Origin of the sequence: Sandaracinus amylolyticus (genome assembly GCF_000737325.1) — a bacterium.
GTDB classification, from domain to species: Bacteria; Myxococcota_A; Polyangia; order Polyangiales; family Sandaracinaceae; genus Sandaracinus; species Sandaracinus amylolyticus.
Genome location: NZ_CP011125.1, coordinates 7,167,608 through 7,190,833, shown reverse-complemented (window position 1 = coordinate 7,190,833; position 23,226 = coordinate 7,167,608). Strand labels below are relative to the sequence as shown.

The window sequence follows — 23,226 nt, the reverse complement described above, 5'->3', positions numbered from 1 at the left end:
GGAGGACGTTCGAGACATGGCGAGGAGCGACGAAGTCGGGGCCGTGCGCGACGAAACGCTGCGGGTGGGCGTGCTCGCGCTCGACGGGTGCCTCGAGTTCGCGGTGGCGGGCTTCGTCGAGGTCCTCGCGATCGCGGATCGACTCGTCGCGATGGCGGGCGGCTCGCGGCGCTTCGAGGTCGCGGTCGTCGCGCCGCGCATCGGCGCGGAGACGTTCACCGCGCGGCGAGTCGCGGTCGACGTCGCGCTCTCGGCATGGCGCGGCGATCTCTTGGTGTGCGCGCCGGTGATCGACCCCGAGCGCACGCTCGCATCGGAGCGCGACGCGATCGCGTGGCTCGCCGAGCGCCCGAGCGCGCGCGTCGCGTCGGTGTGCACCGGCGCGTTCTTCCTCGCCGAGGCCGGGCTGCTCGCGCGGCGGCGTGCGACGACGAACCCACTCTACGCGCGCGCATTCGCAGCGCGTTATCCCGACGTCGAGCTCGAGCTCTCGCGCGTGATCGTCGACGAGGGCGAGATCGTGACGGCCGGCACGGTGAGCGCGGCGCTCAGCCTCGCGCTCTACGTCGTCGAGCGGCACGCGGGCGTCGAGATCGCGGCGCGCACCGCGAAGGCGATCGCGTTCGACAAGAACCGCGAGACGCAGTCGCCGTACCTCGTCCCCGCGCATCGCGTCGAGGACGGCGACGAGCTCGCGGTGCGCGCCCAGCGCTGGATCGAAGCGCACCACGCGGATCACGCGCTCTCGCTCGAGCGCATCGCCGCGGCGCTCGCGGTCACGCCCCGCACCCTACAGCGCCGCTTCCTCGACGCGACGGGCGAGACCCCGATGGCGTACCTCCGCCTCGTGCGGCTCGAGGCCGCGAAGTCGCTGCTCGAGAGCACGCGCGCGCCGGTCGACGAGATCGTCGCGCGCGTGGGCTACGTCGACGCTCGCTCGTTCGCGCGCCTCTTCCGCGCGCACACCGAGCTCACGCCGACGCAGTACCGCGCGCGCTTCGGGCTGCGTTGAGCGCGATCAGTGCGCTGCCGCGCCCTGCACCGAGGGGTCCTCTCGCGGCGACTCGTCCGCGCGCGTGTCATCGACCCCTTCCGCCTGCGGCTCCGATGCACGACCACCGAGCCACGCGCCGATCGTGATCCCGAGCAGGACCTCGACGTGCTCGATGCTCAGCGTCTCCGGATCGATCCCGCCCGAGCTCTGGTCGCCCACTCGATGGAGCACCGACACGTTCGGCGAGAGCGAGAAGTCGTCGGTCGCGAACAGGTGCGCGCCGATGGTCGCGCCCGTCGTGAGCTGCACGCGCGTGGCCTCGCCGCTCGTCGTGCTGCCGCGCGTGTGCACCGTCTGGTAGAACCCGTTCGTGCCGATCACCGCGCGTGCGTAGGGTCGGATCGCGTCGTCGGGCGACGAGAGCGTCAGCTCGACCCACGGCGTGGCGTACCAGTCGAACGTCTGCGCGGTGGTCGCCCCGCTCGAGGTGTCGAAGTACGCGAGCCCGACGCTCAGGCCGACCGACACGAGCGGCACGATCACGACGCCGACGTCCAGCGCGAAGCGCGGCGTGAGCAGGCCGACGCGGATCTGTCCGGTCTCGTGCGCGTCGGGGGCGCCGGGAGCGCGCACGCTCTGGTGCGAGAAGCCGAAGAGCTCCGTCGAGAGCGCGAGACGGAACGCGCCCGCGCCGTCGTCGGCGTGCGCCGCGGACCGCGCGAGGAGCGAGCACAACGCGGCGACGAGCGCCGCTGACCAGACCTTCGAGCGTGGCGACACGACGACCTCCGAGCGCGCCCACACGGGCGGCGCGCGCTTATTGGCGTCGCCGCGGACGCGGCGCAAACACGGAGGATCACGATTCCCGCATATTCCGACGCGAGAATTCTGTGACGACTTGCCTCGCACCCGTTCTGGCGGTATCTCCGGGGCTCGCGAAGAGAGGCGAATGATCTCCTATCAGCTCGGACACCTCAAGGCGCTCGAGGCCGAGGCGGTCCACATCCTCCGCGAGATGGCGGCCGAGCGTGAGCGCCCGGTCCTGCTCTTCTCCGGCGGCAAGGACTCGATCGTGCTGCTGCGGCTCGCGGAGAAGGCGTTCCGCCCCGCGCGCTTCCCCTTCCCGATCATGCACGTCGACACCGGGCACAACTTCCCGGAGGCGATCGAGTTCCGTGATCGCCGCGTGAAGGAGCTCGGAGAGCGCCTGATCGTCGCGAGCGTCGAGGAGTCGATCGCGAAGGGCCGCGTCGTCGAGGAGAAGGGCCCGCGCGCGTCGCGCAATCGCCTGCAGACGACGACGCTCCTCGACGCGATCGAAGAGCACCAGTTCGACGCCGCGATCGGCGGCGCGCGCCGCGACGAAGAGCGAGCGCGCGCGAAGGAGCGCATCTTCAGCCACCGCGACGAGTTCGGGCAGTGGGACCCGAAGAACCAGCGGCCGGAGCTGTGGAACCTCTACAACACGCGGCTCCGCAAGGGCGAGCACTTCCGCGTGTTCCCGATCTCCAACTGGACCGAGCTGGACGTCTGGGCGTACATCCGCGAGGAGAAGCTCGAGATCCCGAGCATCTACTACTCGCACGAGCGCGAGGTGTTCGAGCGCGACGGGATGCTCTACTCGCGCGCGCACTTCACCGAGCTGCTGCCGGGCGAGAGGTTCTTCCGCGAGATCGTCCGCTTCCGCACCGTCGGCGACATGAGCTGCACCGGCGCGGTCCGCTCGGGCGCGAGGACGATCGAGGAGGTGATCGAAGAGGTCGCCGCGTCGCGCGTGACCGAGCGCGGCGCGACGCGCGCCGACGATCGCTTCACCGAGGCCGCCATGGAAGATCGCAAGAAGGAAGGGTACTTCTGAGATGAGCGGCGATCTGATCTCGCGCGAGCCGATCGCGATGGAGGAGGGCGCGGAGCTCCTCCGCTTCTCCACGTGCGGCAGCGTCGACGACGGCAAGAGCACGCTGATCGGGCGACTGCTCTACGACACGAAGTCGATCTTCGAGGACCAGCTCCAGCACGTCGAGGACGTCTCGCGCCGTCGCGGCGACGAGTACACGAACCTCGCGCTGCTCACCGACGGTCTGCGCGCCGAGCGCGAGCAGGGCATCACCATCGACGTCGCCTATCGATACTTCGCGACGCCGCGCCGCAAGTTCATCATCGCGGACACGCCCGGGCACATCCAGTACACGCGCAACATGGTGACCGGTGCGAGCACCGCGAACCTCGCGATCGTGCTCGTCGACGCGCGCAAGGGGCTCGTCGAGCAGTCGCGCCGCCACTCGTTCATCGCGTCGCTGCTGCGCATCCCGCACATCGTGTTCGCGGTGAACAAGATGGACCTCGTCGGCTGGGACGAGGGCGTGTTCCGGAAGATCGAGGCGGAGTTCCGCAACTTCGCGAGCAAGCTCGACGTGCAGGACATCGCGTTCATCCCGGTGAGCGCGCTGCACGGCGACAACGTGGTCACGCGCAGCGAGAACATGCCCTGGTACCAGGGCGCGCCGCTGCTGCACCACCTCGAGACGGTCCACATCGCGTCGGACCGCAACATGATCGACGTGCGCTTCCCGGTGCAGTGGGTGATCCGCCCGCAGAGCGCCGAGCACCCGGACTATCGCGGCTACGCGGGCGTGGTCTCGGGCGGGATCCTCAAGCCGGGTGACGAGGTCGTCGCGCTGCCGAGCGGGTTCACGTCCCGCATCAAGAAGATCGAGACGTTCGACGGGCCCGTCGACGAAGCGTTCTCGCCGATGAGCGTGATCGTGCACCTCGAGGACGAGCTCGACGTCTCGCGCGGCGACATGCTCTGCCGTCCGAGCAACAAGCCGGTCGTCGGTCAGGACCTCGACGCGATGGTGTGCTGGATGGCGGACCAGCCGCTGACGCCGAAGTCGCGCCTCGCGCTGAAGCACACGACGCGCTGGGTGCGCGCGATGGTCACGAACATCTCGTACAAGCTCGACGTGAACACGCTGCACCGCAACGAGAGCGTGCCGAGCCTCGGGCTGAACGACATCGGCCGCATCCAGCTGCGCACGACGGCGCCGCTCTTCTACGACGAGTACCGCCGCAACCGCACGACGGGCTCGTTCGTCCTCGTCGACGAGAGCACGAACGCGACCGTCGCCGCGGGGATGCTGCTCTCCGAGCCTCGTTGACCAGACGACACGCGAGAACGCCCTCTCCGCATCACGTGCGGGGAGGGCGTTTTCGTTCCGTCACTCGGATTCGCGCACGTGGGGCGGTGCGGGATCGACGTAGTCGGGCTCCGGCGGCGGACGATCGGGCGCGACGCCCTCGGGCTCCATGCCCTCGCGCCAGACGATGTCGAACTGCACGCGGCGATTGACCTGGTGGTCGTACTCGCTCTCCGGGTCGGGGATCTCGGGGCGCGTCTCGCCCCACGCTTCGATCTCGACGATCTCCTCGGGCACGCCGCGCGCGGAGAGGTAACGACGCACCGCCTCGGCGCGCTTGCGGCTCAGATCGACGTTGTAGTCCTCGGGACCGCGGCGATCGGCGTGCCCGCTGATCACCAGCGCGGCCCAGCGGTCGCCGCTCTCCTCGTAGCGCCGCGCGACCTCGTCGAGCTGCTCCATGCCGGTCTCGCGCAGCTCCCAGCGATCGAAGTCGAAGAACACGCGCTCGTCGATCACGAGCTGGTCGTTCACGAACGGCTGCGCGACGTCTTCCTCCTCGGGGAGCGGCTCGGGCGCGACGGCCGGCGGCGGCGCCTCGCGCTCGATCGGCGCGGGCGGCGGACCGCTCGCGAGCTCCGACGACGGCTTCATGTCGAGCGCGCCTTCGGGAGGCCTCGTGCGCGCCTCGTCGAGGAACGCGATCTCGATGCCGCCGTTCCACACGAGCACGAAGCCCTGTCCGAATCGATCGCCGGTCTCGACGATGTGCGTGAACTGGCCCATCGGCGAGAGCACGATCGGGCCGAGCTCGAAGCCGTAGCCGAGGCCCGCGTCGAACACCGGCATCACGTCGCCGTCGACGAGCCACGGCCCGACGCCGGTCTGGATCCACAGCCCGGTGCCGCGCCGGCCGTTCATCAGCCGCGCGAGCGGGCGCACGCGCATGCTCGCGCTGAGCTGTCCGAACTCGAGCCAGCCGCGATCGACGGGGTCCTGCACGATGACCTCGCCGGGGCTCAGCGCGCCTCCGCCGAGCCGCAGACCGAACGCGATCTCGGGCGCGAACGAGCGGTAGCCGCCGAGCGCGCCGCTGCCGCCGACGTCGAACTGCTCGGTCGCGAGATCGTTGATCGGACCCGAGACCATTCCGTCGATCACGAAGAACCACGGCTCGTCGACCTCGACGTCCTGGGCCTCGGCGCGCGACGGGCTCGCCGCCACGACGATCGACATCGCGAGGCTGCTCACCACGCCCGCGATCACGCGATGCACGTTTCTCCTCATGACGACTCCTCTTCGCGCGGCTCGCGTGGCCTCGTGCCTCGATCGGAATCGACCCGACCGCGAGCTCGCCGGCTCGCGTTCGCAAGCTCCGCGCCTCCGCACGGCGAGCCTCTGCGCGCGACGTGGCGTGCTCACGCGAGTGGCGTTGGATCCCGGAGGGCCGTGACGCGCGGTGCTCGTCGTCGTCGTCGCGGCGTGATAGCGAGCGACGATGCCGACGACATCACGAGGACGATCGATCGCGCGCGTGGCCCTGTGGAGCGTGCTGCTCTCCGCGTGTGGCGGAGGAGAGGCGGAGCGCGAGTGCCCGCCGGTCGTGTCGGCAGGCGCCGAGTCGGCGCCGAGCGCGCCGCGCGTGATCGCGGGGACGTGCGACACGAGCTGGCTGCCCGAGGGCACGACGCGCGACGTCGCCGACGACGAGAGCCTGGCGCGCGAGGTGCGCGCGTGGCTCGCGGGCGAGGGCGGGCGCATCGTCGCGGCGCACGACGGGATCGTGTTCGCGAAGAGCGAGGACGATCGCGGTGACGACCCGCCGTATCCGCCGGAAGCGAGCGCGCTCGCGGCGCGCACGTGCGGGCTCGGCGCGCGATGGCTCGTCGATCATCTGCGCGCGCGGCTGTCGATCGCGGCGGGGCCCGACGGCGACGGAGTGACCTGCGAGGACGACGTGTGCTGCATGCGCGGCATGGAGTTCGTGCCGAACGCGACGGTCGTGTTCCATCGCGATCCGGAGCGCGAGGTCTGGGGGGTCGAGACCGCGCTGCTGGTGAACGAAGGCGCGCTCACCGACGAGGCGATCACGCGCAACCGGCGCTTCGTGGCGGACGCGGTGCGGCAGCTCGCGGCGCGCTCCTGCGAGGGCGAGCCCTGGCTCGTGCGCTGACCGCGATCACGCCGCGAGGTGTCGCGCGAGGGCGTCGCGCACCGTCACCGCGCGTCGCGCGCAGGCGAGCGCGAGCAGCGTCGTCCGCACGCCGGCGACCGTCTCGACGGCGACGTGGTGCACGAGCTCGCCGCGCTCGGTCCTTCTCGGCTCGACGAAGAACGCCGCGATCTCGCTGCGCACGATGCGCAACGAGCGCAGCGTCGCGAGCGGAACGGGCCCGTGGACGACCCGCAGCGCGCGCTGATCGAAGGTGATGCGCGTGCGGTTCACGAGCCGCGCCAGGACCTCCCACGCGAAGAGCACGGTGAGCGAGAGCCACGCCGCGACGATGCCGAGCAGCGCGAGCGACGCGCGCGGATCGTCGCCACCGGCGCGCACGCCGAGCGCACCGAGCGCGATGCCGACGCCGAGCCAAGGCAGCGCGGCCGGTGCCCCACGCCACGCCGCTGCGTCGCGCCACGTGTGCTCGATCCGCAGCGTCCCCGCGCGCGGCGAATCGCGGTACCCGGCCGACGGAGCGGGCTCGACGAAGAGCTCGATCTCGCGAGACACCACGTCGTCGAGATAGTCCCCGCGCGCGCCGCGAACAGCGCGAGGTAGAGTGCGCGCGTGACGAACGACGCGATCCGAAGGGCTGCGGGGCGAGTGTTGATCGTGGGGTTCCCGGGCCGCGTGCTCCCGGCGCCGCTCGCGGCGCTCGCGGCCGAGGGTGCGCTCGGGGGCGTGATCCTGTTCAAGCGCAACCTCGGTACGATCACCGAGATCGCGGCGGTGATCGACGCGGTGCACGACGCGTTCGGCGCGGGGCACGTGCCGCTCGTGTCGATCGATCAAGAAGGTGGGCGCGTCGCGCGCCTCGGCGCGCCGTTCGTGAAGCTGCCGCCGATGCGCGTGCTGGGGACGCGCGACGACGTCGCGCTCACGCGCCGCGCCGCGCGCGTGCTCGGGACGCAGCTGCGCGCGCTCGGGATCGGCGTGGACTTCGCGCCGGTGCTCGACGTCGACACGAACCCCGCGAACCCGGTGATCGGCGATCGCTCGTTCGGGCGCGAGCCGGACGTGGTGATCCGACACGCGCTCGCGTTCGCGGAAGGGCTCGGCGACGCGGGCGTGCTCGCGTGCGGCAAGCACTTCCCGGGGCACGGCGACACGGATCTCGACAGTCACCTCGCGCTGCCGCGCATCGCGCACGACCGCGCGCGGCTGGATCGCGTGGAGCTCGCGCCCTTCCGTGCGGCGCGCGCGAAGGTGCCGACGATCATGACCGCGCACGTCGTGTTCGACGCGATCGATCCCACCGTCCCTGCGACGCTCTCGCGCGCGGTGATCGAAGGCGTGCTGCGCGGCGAGCTCGGCTACGACGGAGTGATCGTGAGCGACGATCTCGAGATGAAGGCGGTCGCCGATCGCTGGGGCGTCGCGGGCTCCGCGGTGCGCGCGATCGACGCGGGCTGCGACGCGCTCCTGGTGTGCGCGACGCCGGAGCGAGTGATCGAGGCCCACGCGGCGCTGGTCGCGCGCGCGGAGCGCGACGACGCGTTCGCGGAGCGGCTCGACGTCGCGGCGCGACGGGTGGATGCGCTGCCTCGCGTGCCGCGCCCGGCGCCCGACGTGCTCGCGCGCATCGACGCTGCGGGCGGCGCCGAGATCGAGCGCGCGCTCACTCCGACGTGAGCCCGTCGAGGAGGAGCTCGATCGCGTAGCGAAACGACGCGTCGATCGAGGCGTCCATCGCGAGCTGTCCCGCGGCCTCGAGGTGCACGAAGCCGTGCACGATCGAGCGCACCGTGCGGATCGCGTGGACGCGCTTGGCCGCGGGCACGCCCAGCTCGGCGAGTGGCGCCTCGAAGAGCGCGAGGAGGCGCCCCGCGACCGGTCGGAAGTCGGGATCGTCGGGCGCGATGCGCGTGCTCCCGAGCACCGCGAAGAGCGCGCCGTGCTCGTGCGCGAACGTGCGGTAGCTGGTCGCGAGCGCGCGCAGCTGCGCGCGAGGTCCGCGTGATCTCGCGATCGCGCGGCGTGCGTCGTCCTCCCAGCGCTCCCAACCGCGGATCGCGACACGACGTCGGAGGTCTGCGCCGCTCTCGACGTGGTTGTAGAGCGAGGGCGGCTTGACCCCGAGCGCGCGCGCGACGCGGTTCCAGCCGAGCCCCTCCTCGCCTTCCGCCTCGACGAGCGCGATCGCGACGTCGACGACCTCGTCGGTGCGCGACGACCTCACGACGCGACCCCCTCGACCGTGCGCGACGCGCCCGCGACGAGCGCGCGATACGCGGCGAGCACCGCGTCGGGATCTTCGAGGTGCGGGTAGTGACCGACGCCTTCGAGCGTCGTGGTGCGCACCCGCGTCGCGGTGAGCGCGCGCTCGAGCGCGGCGACCTCGGCGCGCGGATCGGGGAAGTCGGGATCGGCGCTGCCCATGACGATCGCGACCGGCGCGCGCACCGCGCTCATCGACTGCTCGACGTCGCGACGATCGCTGCGGAGGAGCTCGACGAGCGCGTGACGGCGCGCGCGATCGCCGAGCATCGCGCGCAACGTCGCGCGGTGCGCGTCGAGATCCTCGGGCACGTGTCGCTTGAAGAGCGATCGGTAGTACGCGCTCCACAGCGTCGGGCCCCAGGGCGCTCCGAAGAGCGGGCGGAACAGCGGGCGGAGCACGCGCCGGAGCGGGAGGTCGCGCGCGACCGGGCCGAGCAGGAGCAGGCCCGCGATGCGCTCGGGGTGGCGCGCCGCGGCCAGGAGCGCGGCCGCACCCGAGATCGAGCTGCCCGCGATGACCGCGCGCTCGACGCGCGCGGCGTCGAGCACCGCGACGAGGTCGTCGGCGAGATCGCGCACGTCGTGCCGCGCGAAGGTCGCGTCGCTCTCGCCGTGGCCGCGCAGATCGGCGGCGAGCACGCGCGCGCCGGTGTCGAGCAGGCGCGGTGCGATGCGACGGTACTGCGCGCGGGTGTCGCCGAGCGACGGGAGACAGAGGACGGCGGGCGCGGTCGACGGGCCCTGGTCGACGTAGGCGAGGCGGCCTTCCGAGCGCTGCGCGAAGTGTGTCGTGGTCATGAGCTAATGATGTTAGCTAACGGTGTTAGCGTCAAGCGCGGGCGAAAGAACGACGTGCGCCGGACGTAGACTGCGGGCCGCATGCCGCCTCCTTCCGAAGCGTTCGTGGGCCGCGCGCGCGAGCTCGCGGAGGTCGAGGCGTTGCTCGCCCGCGGCGAGCGCTTGGTCACGATCACGGGCCTCGGCGGCATCGGGAAGAGCGCGCTCGCGCAGCGCGTGTCGGCAGGCGATCTCGACGTCGTGCTCTGCGATCTCGACGATGCGACGAGCGTCGAGGCGCTCGCGGACGTCGTCGCGTCGTCGCTCGACGCCGGACCGGGCGGAAAGACGCGCGGGACGTCGTGGCCCGCGCGCGCGATCGCCGCGCGAGGTCCGCTTCGCCTGGTGCTCGATCCGCTCGATCGCGTTCCCGGCGCGGCGGCGCGCATCGCGGAGTGGCTCGCGGCGGCGCCCGAGCTCGTGGTGCTCGCGGTCTCGCGCGAGCGGCTCCAGATGGCGGGCGAGATCGCGTACGAGGTCGGGCCTCTCGCGACCGACGACGATGCGATCGCGCTGTTCGTCGATGCGGCGCGCGCGCAGCGGCACGGCTACGCGCCGAGCGATGACGAGCGGAGGGTGCTCGCGGAGATCGTGCGCGAGCTCGATCGCGTGCCGCTCGCGATCGAGCTCGCCGCCGCGCGCCTCGCGGTGATGGGACCGGCCGCGCTGCTGCATCGGCTGCGGAGCCGCTTCGAGATCCTGCGACGCCCCGGAAGGGGCGGGCGCCACGGCGCGCTCGAGGCGTCTCTCGCGTGGTCGTGGGAGATCCTCGAGCCCTGGGAGCGCGACGTGCTCGCGCAGTGCACGGTGTTCCGCGGTGGGTTCGGGATCGACGCGGCGGAGGCCGTCGTCGTGACGAGCGCGCCCGGCGCGCCTGCGGTGATCGACGTGGTCGCCGCGCTGCGCGCGAAGTCGATGATCCGCGCGCAGTCGATCGAGCACGGCGAGCTGCGGCTCTCGCTGTACGAGAGCGTGCGCGCGTACGCGACGCGCGGCGTCGGTGAGGGCGCGCGCGACCTCGAGGCGCGCCACGCGAAGCACTTCGTCGAGCAGGCCGAGCTCTGGGCGGCGAGCGTGGAGACGCGCGACGGCGACGAGGCCCGCGCACGGCTCGCGCTCGAGCGCGAGAACCTGCTCGCGGTGGTGGAGCGCATCCTCGGTCGCGGCACGGTGAGCGCGCGGATCGCGGAGCTCGCGCTGCGCGCATTGGTCGCGCTCGCGCCGGTGCTCTCGGTGCGCGGACCGCTCGAGCTCTACGCGCGACACCTCGAGCGCGCGCTCGAGGTCACGGCGGGCTCGGGCGCCGATCCGCGGCTGCAGGCGCGCGGCCTCCTGGTGCGCGGCGCGCTGCGACGACAGCGAGGCGACGTGACGGGCGCGGAGCGGGATCTCGGTGAGGCGCTCGTGCTCGCGCATCACACCGGCGATGCGGCCGTCGAGGCGCACGCGCTGCTCGCGGTCTCGCGCATCGCGGCGCAGCGCGGAGACCTCGAGCGCGCTTCGTCCGCGATCGATCGTGCGATCGCGATCGGCGATCCCGGCGCCGCGGCGCGAGGGTGGATCGCGCGCGCAGCGCTCGGTCGGGCACGCGGTGATCGCGAGGCGACGCGTGACGCGCTCGAGCGCGCGCGGGCGCGTGCGGGCCGCTCCGTCCAGCTCGAGGGCACGATCCGGCGAAGGCTCGCGCTCGTGGAGCTCTCGGACGGACGCCTCGACGATGCGCGCGCGCACCTCGCGGTCGCCCGTGAGCTCGCGGGGGCGCTCCACGATCGTCGCGGGCACGCGGTCGCGCGAGCGTTGTGCGGTCTCGCCGATCACCTCGAGGGCCGCGTCGACGGTGCGGAGAGGGCGTATCGAGACGCGATCGCGGAGCTCGCGACCGGTGGCTTCGTGACGCTCGAGGCGATCGTCGCCGGTCTGCTCGGCGTGGTCCACGCGGAGCGCGGTGATCGCGCGGAGGCGCGCCTGCTCGTGCAAGGCGCTCGCGCGGCGCTGGAGGACGGCGACGCGGCGCTCGAGGTCTTCTTCACGTGCGTGCTCGCGCGCATCGAGACGCTCGCCGGTCGCGACGCCGCGGCGCGCGCGCTCCTCGTGGCGGCGAGGGCTCGGATCACGAGCGCGACCGACGCCTCGCTCTGGACGCTGGTCGACGCCGTGGAGGCGAGCGTCGGCTCGGCGCTCGAGCGCGACGCGTCGGCGTCGCTCGCGATGACGTTGATCGCGCGGCTCCGCGCGCCGAGCGCACGATCGCAGCCTCCGGAGCGCGCGGACGCGCTCCGGATCGGCGATGCGGGCTCGTGGTTCCGCGTCGGCGATGGAGCGCGCGTAGAGCTCGCGACGCGCAAGCCGCTGCGGCGCATCCTCGATCGGCTCGCGCTCGAGCACGCGAGCGCGCCGGGGCGCGCGGTCTCGTGGGACGTGCTGATCGAAGCGGGCTGGCCGGGCGAGAAGATGCGCGCCGATGCGGGCGCGCACCGCGTGCGCGTCGCGATCTCCACGCTGCGCAAGATGGGCCTGCGCGACGTCGTGAAGACGGTGGAAGAGGGTTATCTGCTCGACGCGCAGGTGCCGGTGGTGCGCGGCTGATCACTCGACGCGCACGCGCGCGAGCCCCGCACGCGTCGCGATCCACGCCTCGTGCTCGTCGATCGCGAGCACGTCGGTCACGTCGTCGCCCGGCATGCCCTCGTCGCGCCCGATACGCGACCACGCGCCGGGCGCGCCGACGAGCAGACCGCCCTCGAGCGTGCCCACCCACGCGCGCTCGCCGCGCGTCTCGATCGCGTGGGGGTTGATCCATCCACAGGGCAGCGTCGCGCCCTCGCGCTCGATCACGAAGCGCCCGCTCGTGTGGGTCACGAGCCCGCCGTGATAGGTGCCCGCGAGCAGCCCGCCGCGCCACGGCGCGACCGCGGTCACCCAGTCGACCGGCAGCGCACCGGTCGCCACCGACTCGCGCGCGAAGCGACCCGTGCTCGGGTCGAAGCGCAAGAGCCCGTGGAGGCTCCCGACCCACACCGTCCCGCGCGCGTCGGTGGTCACCGCGTGCAGCTGTGCGATCGGCATCGCGTCGTCACCGCTCCACCGCTGCCAGCGATCACCGTCGCGGCGCGCGAGCACGCGCGAGGTCGCAGCCCAGAGCGCGCCGTGTCGATCGACGTGCAGCGCGGTCACGTGCCCATCGCCCGGGCCCTCGGGATCGTCGATCGGCACGAAGCGGCGACCGTCGTGCACGAACAGCCCACGGTCGGTCGCGATCCACAGGCGCGCGCCCTCCGCGCCCCGCGTCACCGCGAGATCGTTGATGCGCGGATCGACGCGCCAGCGATCGATCGCGACGCGCACCGGCTCGATGCGTCCGCTCGCGTCCATCCGCGCGAGGCCGCGATCGAACGTGCCGATCCAGATCGCGCCCTCGAAGCGCGCCAGCGCGGTGAGATCCGCGCTGGGCAGCCCGCCACCGAGCACGCGCTGCGCGACACCGCGCTCGACGCGCGTCAGGCCCGCGTCGTCGGCGATCCACGTGAGGTCGCCCTGCGCGACGACCGCGCGTGCGCGCGTCGACGCGCCTCGGACCGGACGCGCGCGCGAGCCGTCGAGCTCCGCGACGCCACCGCCCCAGCTCGCGACGATCGTGCGAGCACCAGCGCGACGAATCGTCCGAACGTCACGCACCGCGAGCCGCTGCGCCGCGCGCGTCTCGTCGGCGCGCGCCGTGATCGCTCCGTCCGCCGTCACACGCGACACGCCGGCGAGCGTCGCCACGAGCACGTCGTCTCCGTCGGGCTCGAGGTCCCACACGAGATCGTGGGATAGGCCCTGCGCCTGGCGGATACGCCCGCGGATCACGCCGTTCGCGTCGAGCCGCACCACTCCGCGCCCCGCGGTCGCGATCCACAGCCCATCGGGTCGCGCGAGCGCGTCGGTCTGTCGTGCGTAGGCCGGATCGCTGCCGAGCGTCACCGGCTCGGGCGCGCCGTCGCGCACACGGAAGAGCCCGTCCCCGTAGGTCGCGATCCAGAGCGCGCCGTGCGCGCGGACGACGCGGCGCGCGCGCGCGATCGCGATCGTGCGCGTCACGCTCAGCGCGCCGTCGAGCTCGGCGACGCCCTCGATCGACGCCGCCCAGATCGCACCGTCGATCACGTCGAGCGCGCGGAGGCGCGTGCCCGGCAGGCCGTCCGCGCTCGTGATCGTGCGCGCCACGCGCCCGCCTTCGATCACGACGAGCCCCCCCGACGTCGCGGCGAGCACGCGTCCGTCGGGCATCACCGCGACGTCGTGGACGTCGCCCGTCGCGCCGATCGTCTCGACCACCTCGAGCCGCGGCTGCGCGCGCGCGACGCATGCGAGCGCGAGCACGGCGACGACGACGACGAGCCTCATCGCGCGATCTCCACCGGCACGCGCCGCGTCGACACGTTCGCGGCGAGGTCCGCGACGAACAGCTCGAGCGTCATCGTGCCCTCGGCGTCGTCGGGCACGCGCAGCGCGCCCTCCCACGTGCCGGGTCCGGTGAGCACGAGCGCGACCGGAGCACCGCCGGGCGCGCGCACCTCGACGCGCCGCACGTCGGCGAGGAGCTGCGCGCGCTGCGGATCGATCGCGCGCCGTCCCACCTGCGCGAGATCCGCCTCGGTGATCACCTGCCGCGCGCGCACCGTGATCGTCGCGCCGGGGCGCGCCTCGCCGTCGAGCTCGATCGCCACCTCGGGCGCGCTCGCGTCGACGGTGTAGAAGACGCGCAGCTCCTCCGCGTGCCCGTCCGCGTGCGTGACGAGGATCTCGATCGGGAACGTGCCCTCGGCGGCGTCGCGCGGGATGAGGAAGCGAGCGGTCCAGCGATCGATCGCGGGCTCCCAGCGCGCGTCGATCGTCTCGCCGAACGGCAGGATCACCGTGACCGCGCGCGCGTCGGGCGGCGCGGGGATGCGGATCTCGGGGTCGCCCGGCAGCGCGCGCGCCGGGCTCACGGTCGCGCGCACCTCGGCCTCGGGCTCGCCTTCGCTCGGCTCGGCCGGCGTCTCCTCGACCGCGACGAACGAGGTGAACGGCGTCACGACGTGGTGCGCGAGGCCGAGCTCGGTCACCTCGCGCACGAGATCCTCGTCGTCGCGCACCTCGAGACGACGAATGCGATCCCCGATCGCCGCGCGCGCCCAGAGCGACTCCTGCGATGCATGCGGACCATCGGGCGTGGGCTCGCTCGGAAGCGTCACGTCGATCGCGCGCTCGTGGCGACGGCCGTTCACCGATCCGCGCACGCGCACCGTCGCGCGCCCGCCGCGCACGAAGCGCGCGTTCACGACCACCGGGCGGTCCGCGAAGAGATCGGGGACGCGCGTCGGATGGACGTCCTGCACGTCGAGCCCGCCCCAGTCGATCTCGACGTCGGTGAACACCGGACGATCGATCCACGCGTGGAAGCGATCGGCTGCGCGCGCCGCGTCCTCGCCGAGCGTCGTGATCAGCGCGCGACCGCGCCCGACCTCCGCGCTGCGCTCGAGCAGGAACCGGTTCGGCGAGCTCCCCACGCCGAGCGCGTACACGCGGCTCGCGCCGAGGTGCGTCGCGATCGCGCGGAGCACCTCCGCTTCGTTCGCGATGTAGCCGTCGGTGACGAGCACCACGAGCGGCACGCGGCCGGGCGCACGCACGCTCGCGGCGTTCGCACGATCGAGCGCCTCCTCGATCGCCGGGACCATGCGCGTCGCGCCGACGGTGCGCAGCTGCGCGAGGAACTCGTCCGCGCGCGCCGTCGCGTCGGCATCACCCGCGGCGTGCTCGCCCATCCGCACCACACGATCCGCGAAGCCGATCACGTCGACGGTGTCGCCCGCGCGGAGCGCGCCGATCGCACGATGCACCAGCGCGCGCGCCTGCTCGCTCGGACGGCCGCGCATCGAGCTCGACGCGTCGACGACGAACACGAGATCACGCGGCGCGATCGTCTCGTCGGCAGGCGCGTCGGGCGGCTGCACGAGCAGCGTGAGCCAGCCTTCCTCCGCGCCGCGATGTGCGAGCACCGTCGCGCGCGGCGCGTCGCCGCCCAGCGTGTAGCGCAGCACGAAGTCGCGGTTCGGGACCCGCTCGCCCTCGAGCCGCACGCTCGCGATCGACGGGCGCGCGCCGCGCTCGATCGCGACGTCGTGGGTCGGCGACTCGATCGTGCCGATCGGGAGGCCGGCGTCGATCGCGAGCGACATCGAGATGGCGCGCGCGTCGGGCTCCTCGGGCTGCTGCGCGACGGCGCTCGCATCGCTCGGATCGAAGCGGCGCGGCGCCGCGAGCGGGAACGCGAATTCGTAGCGACCCGACTCGAAGGGCAGCGGCTGCACGAAGCGCAGGCGCACCTCGATGCGATCACCGGGCATGAGGTTCGCGACGCGCTGCGCGAACAGGTCGGGTCGTTGCTGCTCCAACAATGCCGCGCGCCGTCCGGTCGCGCGCGCTTCCTCGTAGGTGCGGCGTGCCTGCGAGCGCCCCTGGATGCGCCCGCGGACCACGCGCTCGCCGATGCGCATCTCCATCGCGTCCACCGCGGCGTCGACGGGCAGCGGGAAGAGATAGACCGCCTCGATCGGCGCGTCGCCGTCGTTGACGAACTCCTGAGTGACCTCGACCTCGGCGACGAACCCCGAGACGCGCGCGTCGATCGACGTGCGGCGCAGCGGCAGATCGCGCTCGGGCGCGGGCGGCGGGATCGCGGCGGGCGTCGCGTCGCTCGCGACCTCGCCTTCGTCACCATCGACGTCGGGCTCGGCGACCGCGGGCGCGACGGCGCGCAGCGTCCCGCGCGTCGGGCGCGCGAGGCTCGCGAGCAGCGCGGGATCGACGGTGCCCGCGGTCTCGACCGGGCCCGCGTGGCGCTCGTTGCCGCCCCACATGTGCCAGCCATCGAGCATCGCGTCGCCGACCTCGAGGCCGATCACGTTGCCTCGCGCGGTGGTCGCGTAGACCCAGCCCTGCGCGACGATCGGCTGGAACACGATCGGCTCGCCGATCTCGTACGCCCAGATCGTCATGCCCGTGTCGACGTCGGTCGCGACGAGCTGACCGTCGACGGTGCCGAACACCAGCAGCGATCCGACGATCGCCGGCGGGCTCAGCGCCTGCGCGCCTCCGGCGCGCGCATACGTGCGGCGCCACACCTCTTCGCCGGTGTCGATCGCGCGCGCGAGGATCGCATCACCGATCGCGAAGTACGCACGACCGTCGGCGACCGTCGGCGTCGATCCCTGGAACGCCCAGCCCGCCGCGACGTTGCGCAGCCCGAGGTGATCGCCGTGCTGGAAGTTGCCCCACGCGCCCGCTTGTGCGTGCACCAGCGCGCGATCGCGGCTCTGGCCCGAGAGGTACGGAGCGGCGAACCGATCGCCCGTGCGCGCGACGCGTCCGTCGCGCGCGGAGAGCACGACGATCTGCTCCTGCATGTCGACACGGCGCGCGAGCAGCACCGATCCGCGATCGACCCACACCGCGCTCGACGCGCCGACGTCGCGCGACCAGCGCACCTCGCCGGTCCGCAGCGCGAGCTCGAGCACGCTGCCGTCCATCGTCGCGAAGTAGACCGAGTCGCCGACGATCTGCGGCGCCTGGATGACGTCGGCGGGGATCGCCGTCGACCACACCGGCTCGCCGTCGTCGAGGCGGAACGCGCCGAAGCGGTAGGCGCCGTCCGCGGGATACGCCGACACGACGAGCCCGCCGGCGGCCGCAGGCTGGCTCATCAGGGGATCGCCGAGCCAGCGGCTCCAGCGGATCTCGCCCGTGCCCGCGTCGGCGACGAAGAGCGTGCAGCTCTCGGTGTTGAAGATCACGCGATCGTTCGCGACGATCGCAGCGCTCGGTCCGCCGTCGGGCGCGGCGACGGACCACGCGAGCTCGCCGTCGTACGCGTCGAGCGCGAAGAAACGATGGCTGGCAAAGCCGCCGCCGAGGAACACGCGCCCGTTCGCGTACGCCGCCGACGTGAGCAGCTCTTCGCTCGGCAGCGCGGTGATCCAGCCGCGTCGTCCACCGCCCCAGTCGAAGCGCGCGTTGCCGCCACGCGGCGGATGCGGGATCGCGATGCGCCGCACCGGGACGCGATGCTCGATCGATCCGTCGTCGGTCTCGGGCACGCCCGCGAGCGCGTCGCGGATCAGCGCCTGGTGATCGATCTCGCGCGGCGTGTGGCCCTCGATCGCGACGAAGTGATCGTGCTCGTGTGCGCTCGCGGCGGTCGTGCTCGCGCGTGGGTTGCTCGCGGGCGTCGGGCACCCATCGAGCAGCAGCGCGATCCCGCCGATCGTCCACGCGAGCAGCATCGTCCGTCGCGGCCGAGCCGCGCGGGCCCGCCGATCGAAACGCACCATCGTGTCCTCCCCGGCGCACGCCGAGGTGCGCGCTCGTCGGGCGGACAGCAGCGCACGTGCCACGCGCGTAGATCCGAGCGATCACGCGGCAAGCTCGCGCTGCCGCGCGTCGGCGCGGACACGCGCCGTGCGGCCCGCCGGACACGTCTACGCGATCGCGGCGAGCATCGAGACGAGCGAGGCGACGTCGCTCGGGCGCTGGTCGGGGTGCTTCGCGAGCGCGCGCAGCAGCGCGTGATCGACCGCTGCGGGGAGCCCGCGCGCGAGCATGCTCGGCGGCACCGGCTGCTCGGCCATCACCATCGTCATCACCGCGAGCGCGTTCGGGCCGAGGAACGGCGGCACCCCGGTGACCATCTCGTAGATCACCGCGGCGAGACCGTACACGTCGCTGCGCGCGTCGAGCGGCGCGCCACGCGCCTGCTCCGGCGACATGTAGAGCGCGGTGCCGACCACCGCGCCGGTGCTCGTCACGCGCTGCGCCGCGCTCTCCTCCATCGGCTTCGCGAGCCCGAAGTCGACGAGCACCGCGCGCTCGCCGAGCCCCGCGACGTGCGCGAGGAACACGTTGGCGGGCTTCAGGTCGCGATGGAGGATCCCCGCGCGATGCGCGGCTGCGAGCGCATCACCGAGCTCGATCGCGACGCGGCGCGCGTCGCTCCACGCGAGGCGCCCGCTGCGACCGAGGCGCGTCTCGAGAGTCTCGCCGCTCAGCAGATCCATCACGAGGTAGTGCATCCCGTCGTCGGTGCGATCGAAGTCGTGCACGCCGACGATCCCGCTGTGCCCGATCGCGCTCGCCGCGCGCGCCTCGCGCTCGAAACGCAGGATCGCCTCGCGCGAGAAGCGCTCGGTCGACAGCAACGTCTTCACCGCGTAGCGACGGCCCGTGCGCAGATGGCGCGCGGCGAACACCGCGCCCATGCCGCCTCGTCCGAGCGGCTCTTCGACGAGGTACGTGCTCTTCAGCACGCGTCCCGTGAGCGCGCTCGACGCAGGCGATGCGGTCGCCGCGCGCGCTCGCGCGTCACGCGTCATCGCGACGGGATCTGCGAGCTCGTACAGCGGCGACGGCGCGGGCGGAGGAGACATCACCGCACCCGGCGCGACCGGTGAGACGTACGGCGGCGAGCTCGCGGGCACCGGTGACGGAGACGGCGGTGGCTGCGGCCACGCGAACGGCGGCGGTCCCGCGACCGGCGCGAGCGCCTGCGCGCCGATCGGCTGCGGCGTCGCGCTCGCGGTCTCGCGCAAGAGCCCGTGCGCGAGCGCGTCGAGCAGCACCGCGTCCGCGCGCTCGCGCGTCCAGCCGCGCGCCTCGAGCGCCGCGCGATCCACACGACCGTCGGAGCCCGCCTCGGTGAAGAGCGCCTGCAGCGCGCGCGTGCCTCGATCGTAGCGATGCCGCGCGAAGAGCAGCGCGATCGCGCCGAGGCACGGGATCGCGCCGCCGAACGTCGCGCAGAAGCTCGCGGCGCCCCAGTCGGGCGTCGGCGTCGGCTCGACGGCCCACATCGCGATCATCCCGAAGGACGCGAGCCCGAAGAGCCAGAGCGGGATCGACGCGGCGAGCAGGATCAGCGAGCGCGTGCGCCGGCTCCGCACTGCGTCGGAGAGTCGATCGAGCCGCAGGTACATCGTGCGCGCGGAGCGTGCCGCGCGACGTGGTCCGACGTCCAGCGAAGCGCCCGCAGGAGCACGCGGATCGACGCGAGATCGCTCGACCGATCGCCGTGTCGGGATCCGTCCCGACGGACGCCTCGCGGGAGCGCGAGTACTTTGACTCCACGATGTCCCGCCCCGCATCAGCCGTTGCGAACGGCGACCAAGAGCGCGAGCACGATGCATCGGGCCCACGCCTCCGCGAGCCCATCCTCGACGTCGAATTCGACGTCCCGCGGAGCACGGCGGAGATCGCCGCGGAGCTCCCGGTCCTCCGCCGCTTCGCGGGCTACGAGATCCTCGGACGCATCGCCGTCGGCGGCATGGCCGAGGTGTTCCTCGCGCGCGAGCACGGTCAGGCCGGCAGCGTCCGACAGATCGCGCTGAAGGTCATCCGACCGCAGCTCGCGGCCGACCGCGACTTCGAGGAGATGTTCATGCGCGAAGGCAAGGTCGCGCTCGGTCTCCGTCATCCGAACGTCTGCCACACGTACCGGTTCGGCATGGAGAGCGGGCACCCGTTCCTCGCGATGGAGCTCGTCGAAGGCGTCACGCTGCGCGACCTGAGCGCGCGCGCGCGCCGCGCGGGCAAGCCGATGCCGGCGCCGATCGCGGTGAAGATCGTCTCGCTCGTCGCCGAGGCGCTCCACTCGGCGCACGTCGCGCGCGACGACAAAGGACGCGCGCTCGGGATCGTCCACCAGGACGTCTCGCCGCACAACGTGATGGTCGCGTACGACGGCACCGTGAAGCTGCTCGACTTCGGCGTCGCGTCGACGTCGAAGGAGCGCGCGACCGAGATCGCCGAGAGCAGCCACATCACGATCCGCGGCAAGGCCGGCTATCTCTCGCCGGAGCAGTGCCTCGGGCAGTCGTTCGACGCGCGCTCCGACGTGTTCTCGCTCGGCATCGTCCTCCACGAGCTGCTCACGGGACAGCGCCTCTTCGCGCGCGCGCAGAGCCTCGACGCGATGCGCGCGATCACGAGCGAGCCGCTGCCGCCCTGGCCGACGACGATCCCCCCGGCGCTCCAGCGCGTGCTGACGCGCGCGCTCGCGCGCGACGTGAGCGATCGCTATCGCACCGCCGCCGCGATGCAGGAGGACCTCGAGCGCACGCTCGCCGAGACACGCACCGCGGTCACGTCGGCGAAGATCGCCGAGGTCGTCGCGCGCTTGCTCGGCGACGACTTCGGGCGCGCGCCGAAGCTCGAGACGACGCGCGACGTCGTCGCGTGGATCATCTCGCCCGAGCAGGAGCTGATCGCGCTGCAGCTCCCGCCGCCGATGCCGCTGCTGCCGCCGCCGACGCCGACCGCGCCCGAGCTGCCGGCAGCGCCGCCGCCATCGAGCGCGCGTCCGCTCGCGCTCGCGGCGACCGGCGTGATCGCGCTCCTCCTCGGTGCGCTCGCGATGTTCGCGATGACGCGCGGCGCGAGCGCGCCCGCCGCGACCGCACCTGCGCCCGTCATCGCGCCGATCGTCGCCGCGCCTCCGCCCGCCACGACGGCGCCCGCGCCGGTCGCGATCCCCGAGACGCCGCCTGCGGCCGAGCCCGTCGCCGCGACCCCCGAGCCCGTCGCCGCAGCGCCGGCTCCCGCGCGTGCGCGTCCTGCGCGCTCGTTCCCCGCGCGTCCCGCCGCGCGCGCGCCGCGCGCCGAGGCCAGCAGCGAAGCGTCGAGCGAGTTCTTCGACGACCCGGGGTTCTGATGCGGATCATCGCCACCCTCGCACTCCTCGCCACGCTCCTCCTCGCGCCCTCGGCGCACGCGCAGGATCCCGATCCTGCGCGCGGCGCTGCGGCGCGCGCGCTCTTCCAGGAAGGCGTCGGCCTCGCGCGGCGCGGCGACTACACCGCGGCGATCGATCGGTTCCGGCGCGCGCAGGCGCTCCGTCCCGCCGCGCCGATCGCCTACAACCTCGCCGCCGCGCTCGCGCACGAAGGCCAGCTCGTCGAGGCGGCCGAGCTCCTCGAGCGCGTGCTTCGCGACCCGACGATCCCGCCGCAGCTGCGCGCGTCCGCGGAGCGCCAGCGCGATCAGATCGCGCCCCGCGTCGGGCGCCTCACGGTGCGCCTCGACGGCGATCCGAGCGGCGTTCGCGTGCACATCGGAGAGCGCGAGCTCCCCGAGGCGATGGTCGGCGTGCCGGTGCCGATCGATCCCGGCGCGCACGAGATCCGCGCCACGCGCGACGGCGCCGACGTCGCGCGCGAGCGCATCGAGATCGGCGACGCCGAGCGCCGCGAGCTCGCGCTGACGATCCCGGCGCGCGTGGTGCCACGCGAGGCGCTCACCGTCGCGCCGGCGCGCGCGTCCTCGAGCGACCGCGCGCCCGACGCCGCGCTCGAGACCGCCGAGCGCGATCCCGTGGACCGCGACGAGGGTGGTGGCGGCGGCGACGACGCGCTCGTGATCACGCTCGCGGTGGTCGGCGGTCTCGTCGTCGCGGGCGCGGTCACCGCGACCGCGATCGTGCTCACGTCGCCGCAGACGCCCGAGCCCGTGATGGGCAACACGATGCCGGGGGTGCTCACGTGGTGAGACGCTCGCTCCTTCCGTTCCTGTTCCTGTCCATCGCCGCGTGCGAGGCCGATCCCCTGACCGAGATCGTCGTGGTCACCGACACCGATCTCGACGTGCCCGAAGGGATCGACGCGATCCGGATCACCGCGAGCGATCCACAAGGCGTCTCGCAGGAAGCGCTCGCCGATCTCGGCGGGGGCGCGGAGCGACCGGTCACGCTCGGGCTCGTGTCGCGCCAGGGCTCGGGCACGCTCGAGGTCGTCGTCGTCGGTGAGCGCGACGAGGTCGAGATCCTGCGCCGCACCGCGCGCGTCAGCTTCGTGCGCGGTCGCACCGTCGCGCTGCGCATGGACCTCTGGGAGGACTGCATCGGGCAGCTCTGCGGCGCCGATCGCACCTGCGGAGACCACGGCTGCCGGCCCGTCGCGATCGAGGCCTCCGAGCTCGTCGACTGGAGCGGCGAGCCGCCTCCTGCCCCCGATGCGTCGCTCGCGCTCGACGGCGGAGGCATGGACGCGGGCGTGCGCCCCGACGCGCAGGTGCCGATCGATGCGCACGTTCCGCGCGATGCGCCCGTCGATGCGCGCATGCCGTCCGATGCGCCGATGCCCGACGCGCCGATGGTCGATGCGTTCGTCGAGCAGTGCAACGACGCGATGCCCTGCCCCGAGACCGACTCGTACACCTGCACGATCGATCGCTGCGTCGAAGGCCGCTGCGTCGTCGAGCTGAGCGACGCCGCGTGCGACGACGGCGTCGAGTGCACGAGCGAGCGCTGCGACCTCGGGCTCGGCTGCGTCTACCAGACGCACGACGACCGCTGCGACGACGGCGTCGCGTGCACTGCGGACCGCTGCGATCAGCTCGAGGGCTGCGTGCACCAGCAGCAGCACACGACGTGCGGCACCGGCTCGTACTGCGACACGACCGCGGGCTGCGCGACCGCGCCGACGTTCACCGAGGTCTACACGACCGTGATCGCCACGCGCTGCGGGCCCTGCCACATCACGAACACGCCGCGCAGCGGACGGCTCGATCTCTCGACGCAGGCGCTCGCGTACACGACGATGGTCGGCGTGACCGCGGGGTGCGGTGCCGGCGTGAACACGCTGGTCGTGCCGGGCGACTCGGCGCGCAGCCTGCTCTGGCGCAAGGTCGCGAACGTCGACCTCTGCGGCAGCCGCATGCCGCGCGGTATGGTCGCGCCGCTCGACGAGGCGCAGATCTCGCTCATCGCGCGCTGGATCCAGGGCGGCGCGCTCGAGTGATCGACG

Annotated in this window: 17 protein-coding genes; 9 read left to right on the top strand and 8 right to left on the bottom strand. The window is 73.2% G+C overall.

What is annotated here, in order from left to right; genetic code table 11:
- Positions 1-16 precede the first annotated feature (16 nt).
- Entirely contained in the window at positions 17-1,012 is a 996-nt protein-coding gene (locus DB32_RS30510; RefSeq protein ID WP_053236172.1) for a GlxA family transcriptional regulator, read from the top strand.
- Between the two features lie 6 nt (positions 1,013-1,018).
- On the opposite strand, the gene DB32_RS30505 is transcribed toward DB32_RS30510, so the two are convergent.
- Complete coding sequence (locus DB32_RS30505; protein WP_157069574.1) at positions 1,019-1,774, bottom strand: hypothetical protein; 756 nt, start codon at positions 1,772-1,774, stop codon at positions 1,019-1,021.
- 169 nt (positions 1,775-1,943) lie between these two features.
- Between DB32_RS30505 and cysD the strand changes: the two genes are divergently transcribed.
- Positions 1,944-2,852 (top strand): sulfate adenylyltransferase subunit CysD, encoded by a 909-nt coding sequence (gene cysD, locus DB32_RS30500; protein ID WP_053236170.1) that lies wholly within the window; start codon positions 1,944-1,946, stop codon positions 2,850-2,852.
- A gap of 1 nt (position 2,853) precedes the next feature.
- Complete coding sequence (gene cysN, locus DB32_RS30495) at positions 2,854-4,155, top strand: sulfate adenylyltransferase subunit CysN (RefSeq protein WP_053236169.1); 1,302 nt, start codon at positions 2,854-2,856, stop codon at positions 4,153-4,155.
- Between the two features lie 60 nt (positions 4,156-4,215).
- Here the strand turns inward: cysN and DB32_RS30490 are convergent, their stop codons facing one another.
- On the bottom strand, positions 4,216-5,421 hold the full coding sequence (locus tag DB32_RS30490; RefSeq protein WP_169791610.1) for an OmpA family protein: 1,206 nt from the start codon (positions 5,419-5,421) through the stop codon (positions 4,216-4,218).
- Between the two features lie 247 nt (positions 5,422-5,668).
- Between DB32_RS30490 and DB32_RS45785 the strand changes: the two genes are divergently transcribed.
- The gene (locus tag DB32_RS45785; RefSeq protein WP_053236167.1) at positions 5,669-6,307 is read left to right on the top strand and encodes a hypothetical protein; all 639 of its coding nucleotides are present in this window, start codon (positions 5,669-5,671) and stop codon (positions 6,305-6,307) included.
- A gap of 6 nt (positions 6,308-6,313) precedes the next feature.
- Here the strand turns inward: DB32_RS45785 and DB32_RS30480 are convergent, their stop codons facing one another.
- Positions 6,314-6,862 carry a hypothetical protein gene (locus DB32_RS30480; protein WP_157069572.1) on the bottom strand — a complete coding sequence of 183 codons (549 nt, stop codon included), beginning with the start codon at positions 6,860-6,862 and terminating at the stop codon, positions 6,314-6,316.
- Between the two features lie 57 nt (positions 6,863-6,919).
- On the opposite strand from DB32_RS30480, the gene nagZ reads away from it, so the two are divergent.
- On the top strand, positions 6,920-7,984 hold the full coding sequence (gene nagZ / locus DB32_RS30475) for a beta-N-acetylhexosaminidase (protein WP_053236165.1): 1,065 nt from the start codon (positions 6,920-6,922) through the stop codon (positions 7,982-7,984).
- Here nagZ and DB32_RS30470 read toward each other — a convergent pair.
- Both DB32_RS30470 and DB32_RS30465 read right to left on the bottom strand, forming a co-directional pair.
- Positions 7,971-8,531, bottom strand: coding sequence for a TetR/AcrR family transcriptional regulator (locus DB32_RS30470; RefSeq protein ID WP_053236164.1), 561 nt, complete (start codon positions 8,529-8,531; stop codon positions 7,971-7,973). The two genes, nagZ and DB32_RS30470, sit on opposite strands and share 14 nt — an antisense overlap.
- Positions 8,528-9,370 (bottom strand): alpha/beta fold hydrolase, encoded by an 843-nt coding sequence (locus tag DB32_RS30465; RefSeq protein ID WP_053236163.1) that lies wholly within the window; start codon positions 9,368-9,370, stop codon positions 8,528-8,530. Before DB32_RS30465 ends, DB32_RS30470 begins: the two co-directional genes overlap by 4 nt.
- A gap of 81 nt (positions 9,371-9,451) precedes the next feature.
- On the opposite strand from DB32_RS30465, the gene DB32_RS30460 reads away from it, so the two are divergent.
- A complete protein-coding gene (locus DB32_RS30460; RefSeq protein ID WP_053236162.1) occupies positions 9,452-11,995 on the top strand; it encodes a hypothetical protein in 2,544 nt (847 codons plus the stop codon).
- On the opposite strand, the gene DB32_RS30455 is transcribed toward DB32_RS30460, so the two are convergent.
- The 3 genes from DB32_RS30455 to DB32_RS30445 all read right to left on the bottom strand — a co-directional run bounded on the left by DB32_RS30455 (position 11,996) and on the right by DB32_RS30445 (position 19,404).
- Positions 11,996-13,795 carry a ligand-binding sensor domain-containing protein gene (locus tag DB32_RS30455; protein WP_053236161.1) on the bottom strand — a complete coding sequence of 600 codons (1,800 nt, stop codon included), beginning with the start codon at positions 13,793-13,795 and terminating at the stop codon, positions 11,996-11,998.
- A complete protein-coding gene (locus DB32_RS30450; RefSeq protein WP_053236160.1) occupies positions 13,792-17,718 on the bottom strand; it encodes a VIT domain-containing protein in 3,927 nt (1,308 codons plus the stop codon). The genes DB32_RS30455 and DB32_RS30450 overlap by 4 nt, the downstream gene beginning before the upstream one ends.
- Before the next feature lie 195 nt (positions 17,719-17,913).
- Entirely contained in the window at positions 17,914-19,404 is a 1,491-nt protein-coding gene (locus DB32_RS30445) for a serine/threonine-protein kinase (RefSeq protein WP_053236159.1), read from the bottom strand.
- 152 nt (positions 19,405-19,556) lie between these two features.
- Between DB32_RS30445 and DB32_RS30440 the strand changes: the two genes are divergently transcribed.
- The 3 genes from DB32_RS30440 to DB32_RS30430 are packed head-to-tail and all read left to right on the top strand — an operon-like array spanning position 19,557 to position 23,220.
- The gene (locus DB32_RS30440; protein ID WP_083458587.1) at positions 19,557-21,137 is read left to right on the top strand and encodes a serine/threonine-protein kinase; all 1,581 of its coding nucleotides are present in this window, start codon (positions 19,557-19,559) and stop codon (positions 21,135-21,137) included.
- Positions 21,137-21,970 (top strand): tetratricopeptide repeat protein, encoded by an 834-nt coding sequence (locus DB32_RS30435; RefSeq protein ID WP_053236157.1) that lies wholly within the window; start codon positions 21,137-21,139, stop codon positions 21,968-21,970. Before DB32_RS30440 ends, DB32_RS30435 begins: the two co-directional genes overlap by 1 nt.
- Positions 21,967-23,220 (top strand): hypothetical protein, encoded by a 1,254-nt coding sequence (locus DB32_RS30430; protein ID WP_157069571.1) that lies wholly within the window; start codon positions 21,967-21,969, stop codon positions 23,218-23,220. The genes DB32_RS30435 and DB32_RS30430 overlap by 4 nt, the downstream gene beginning before the upstream one ends.
- Positions 23,221-23,226 lie beyond the last annotated feature (6 nt).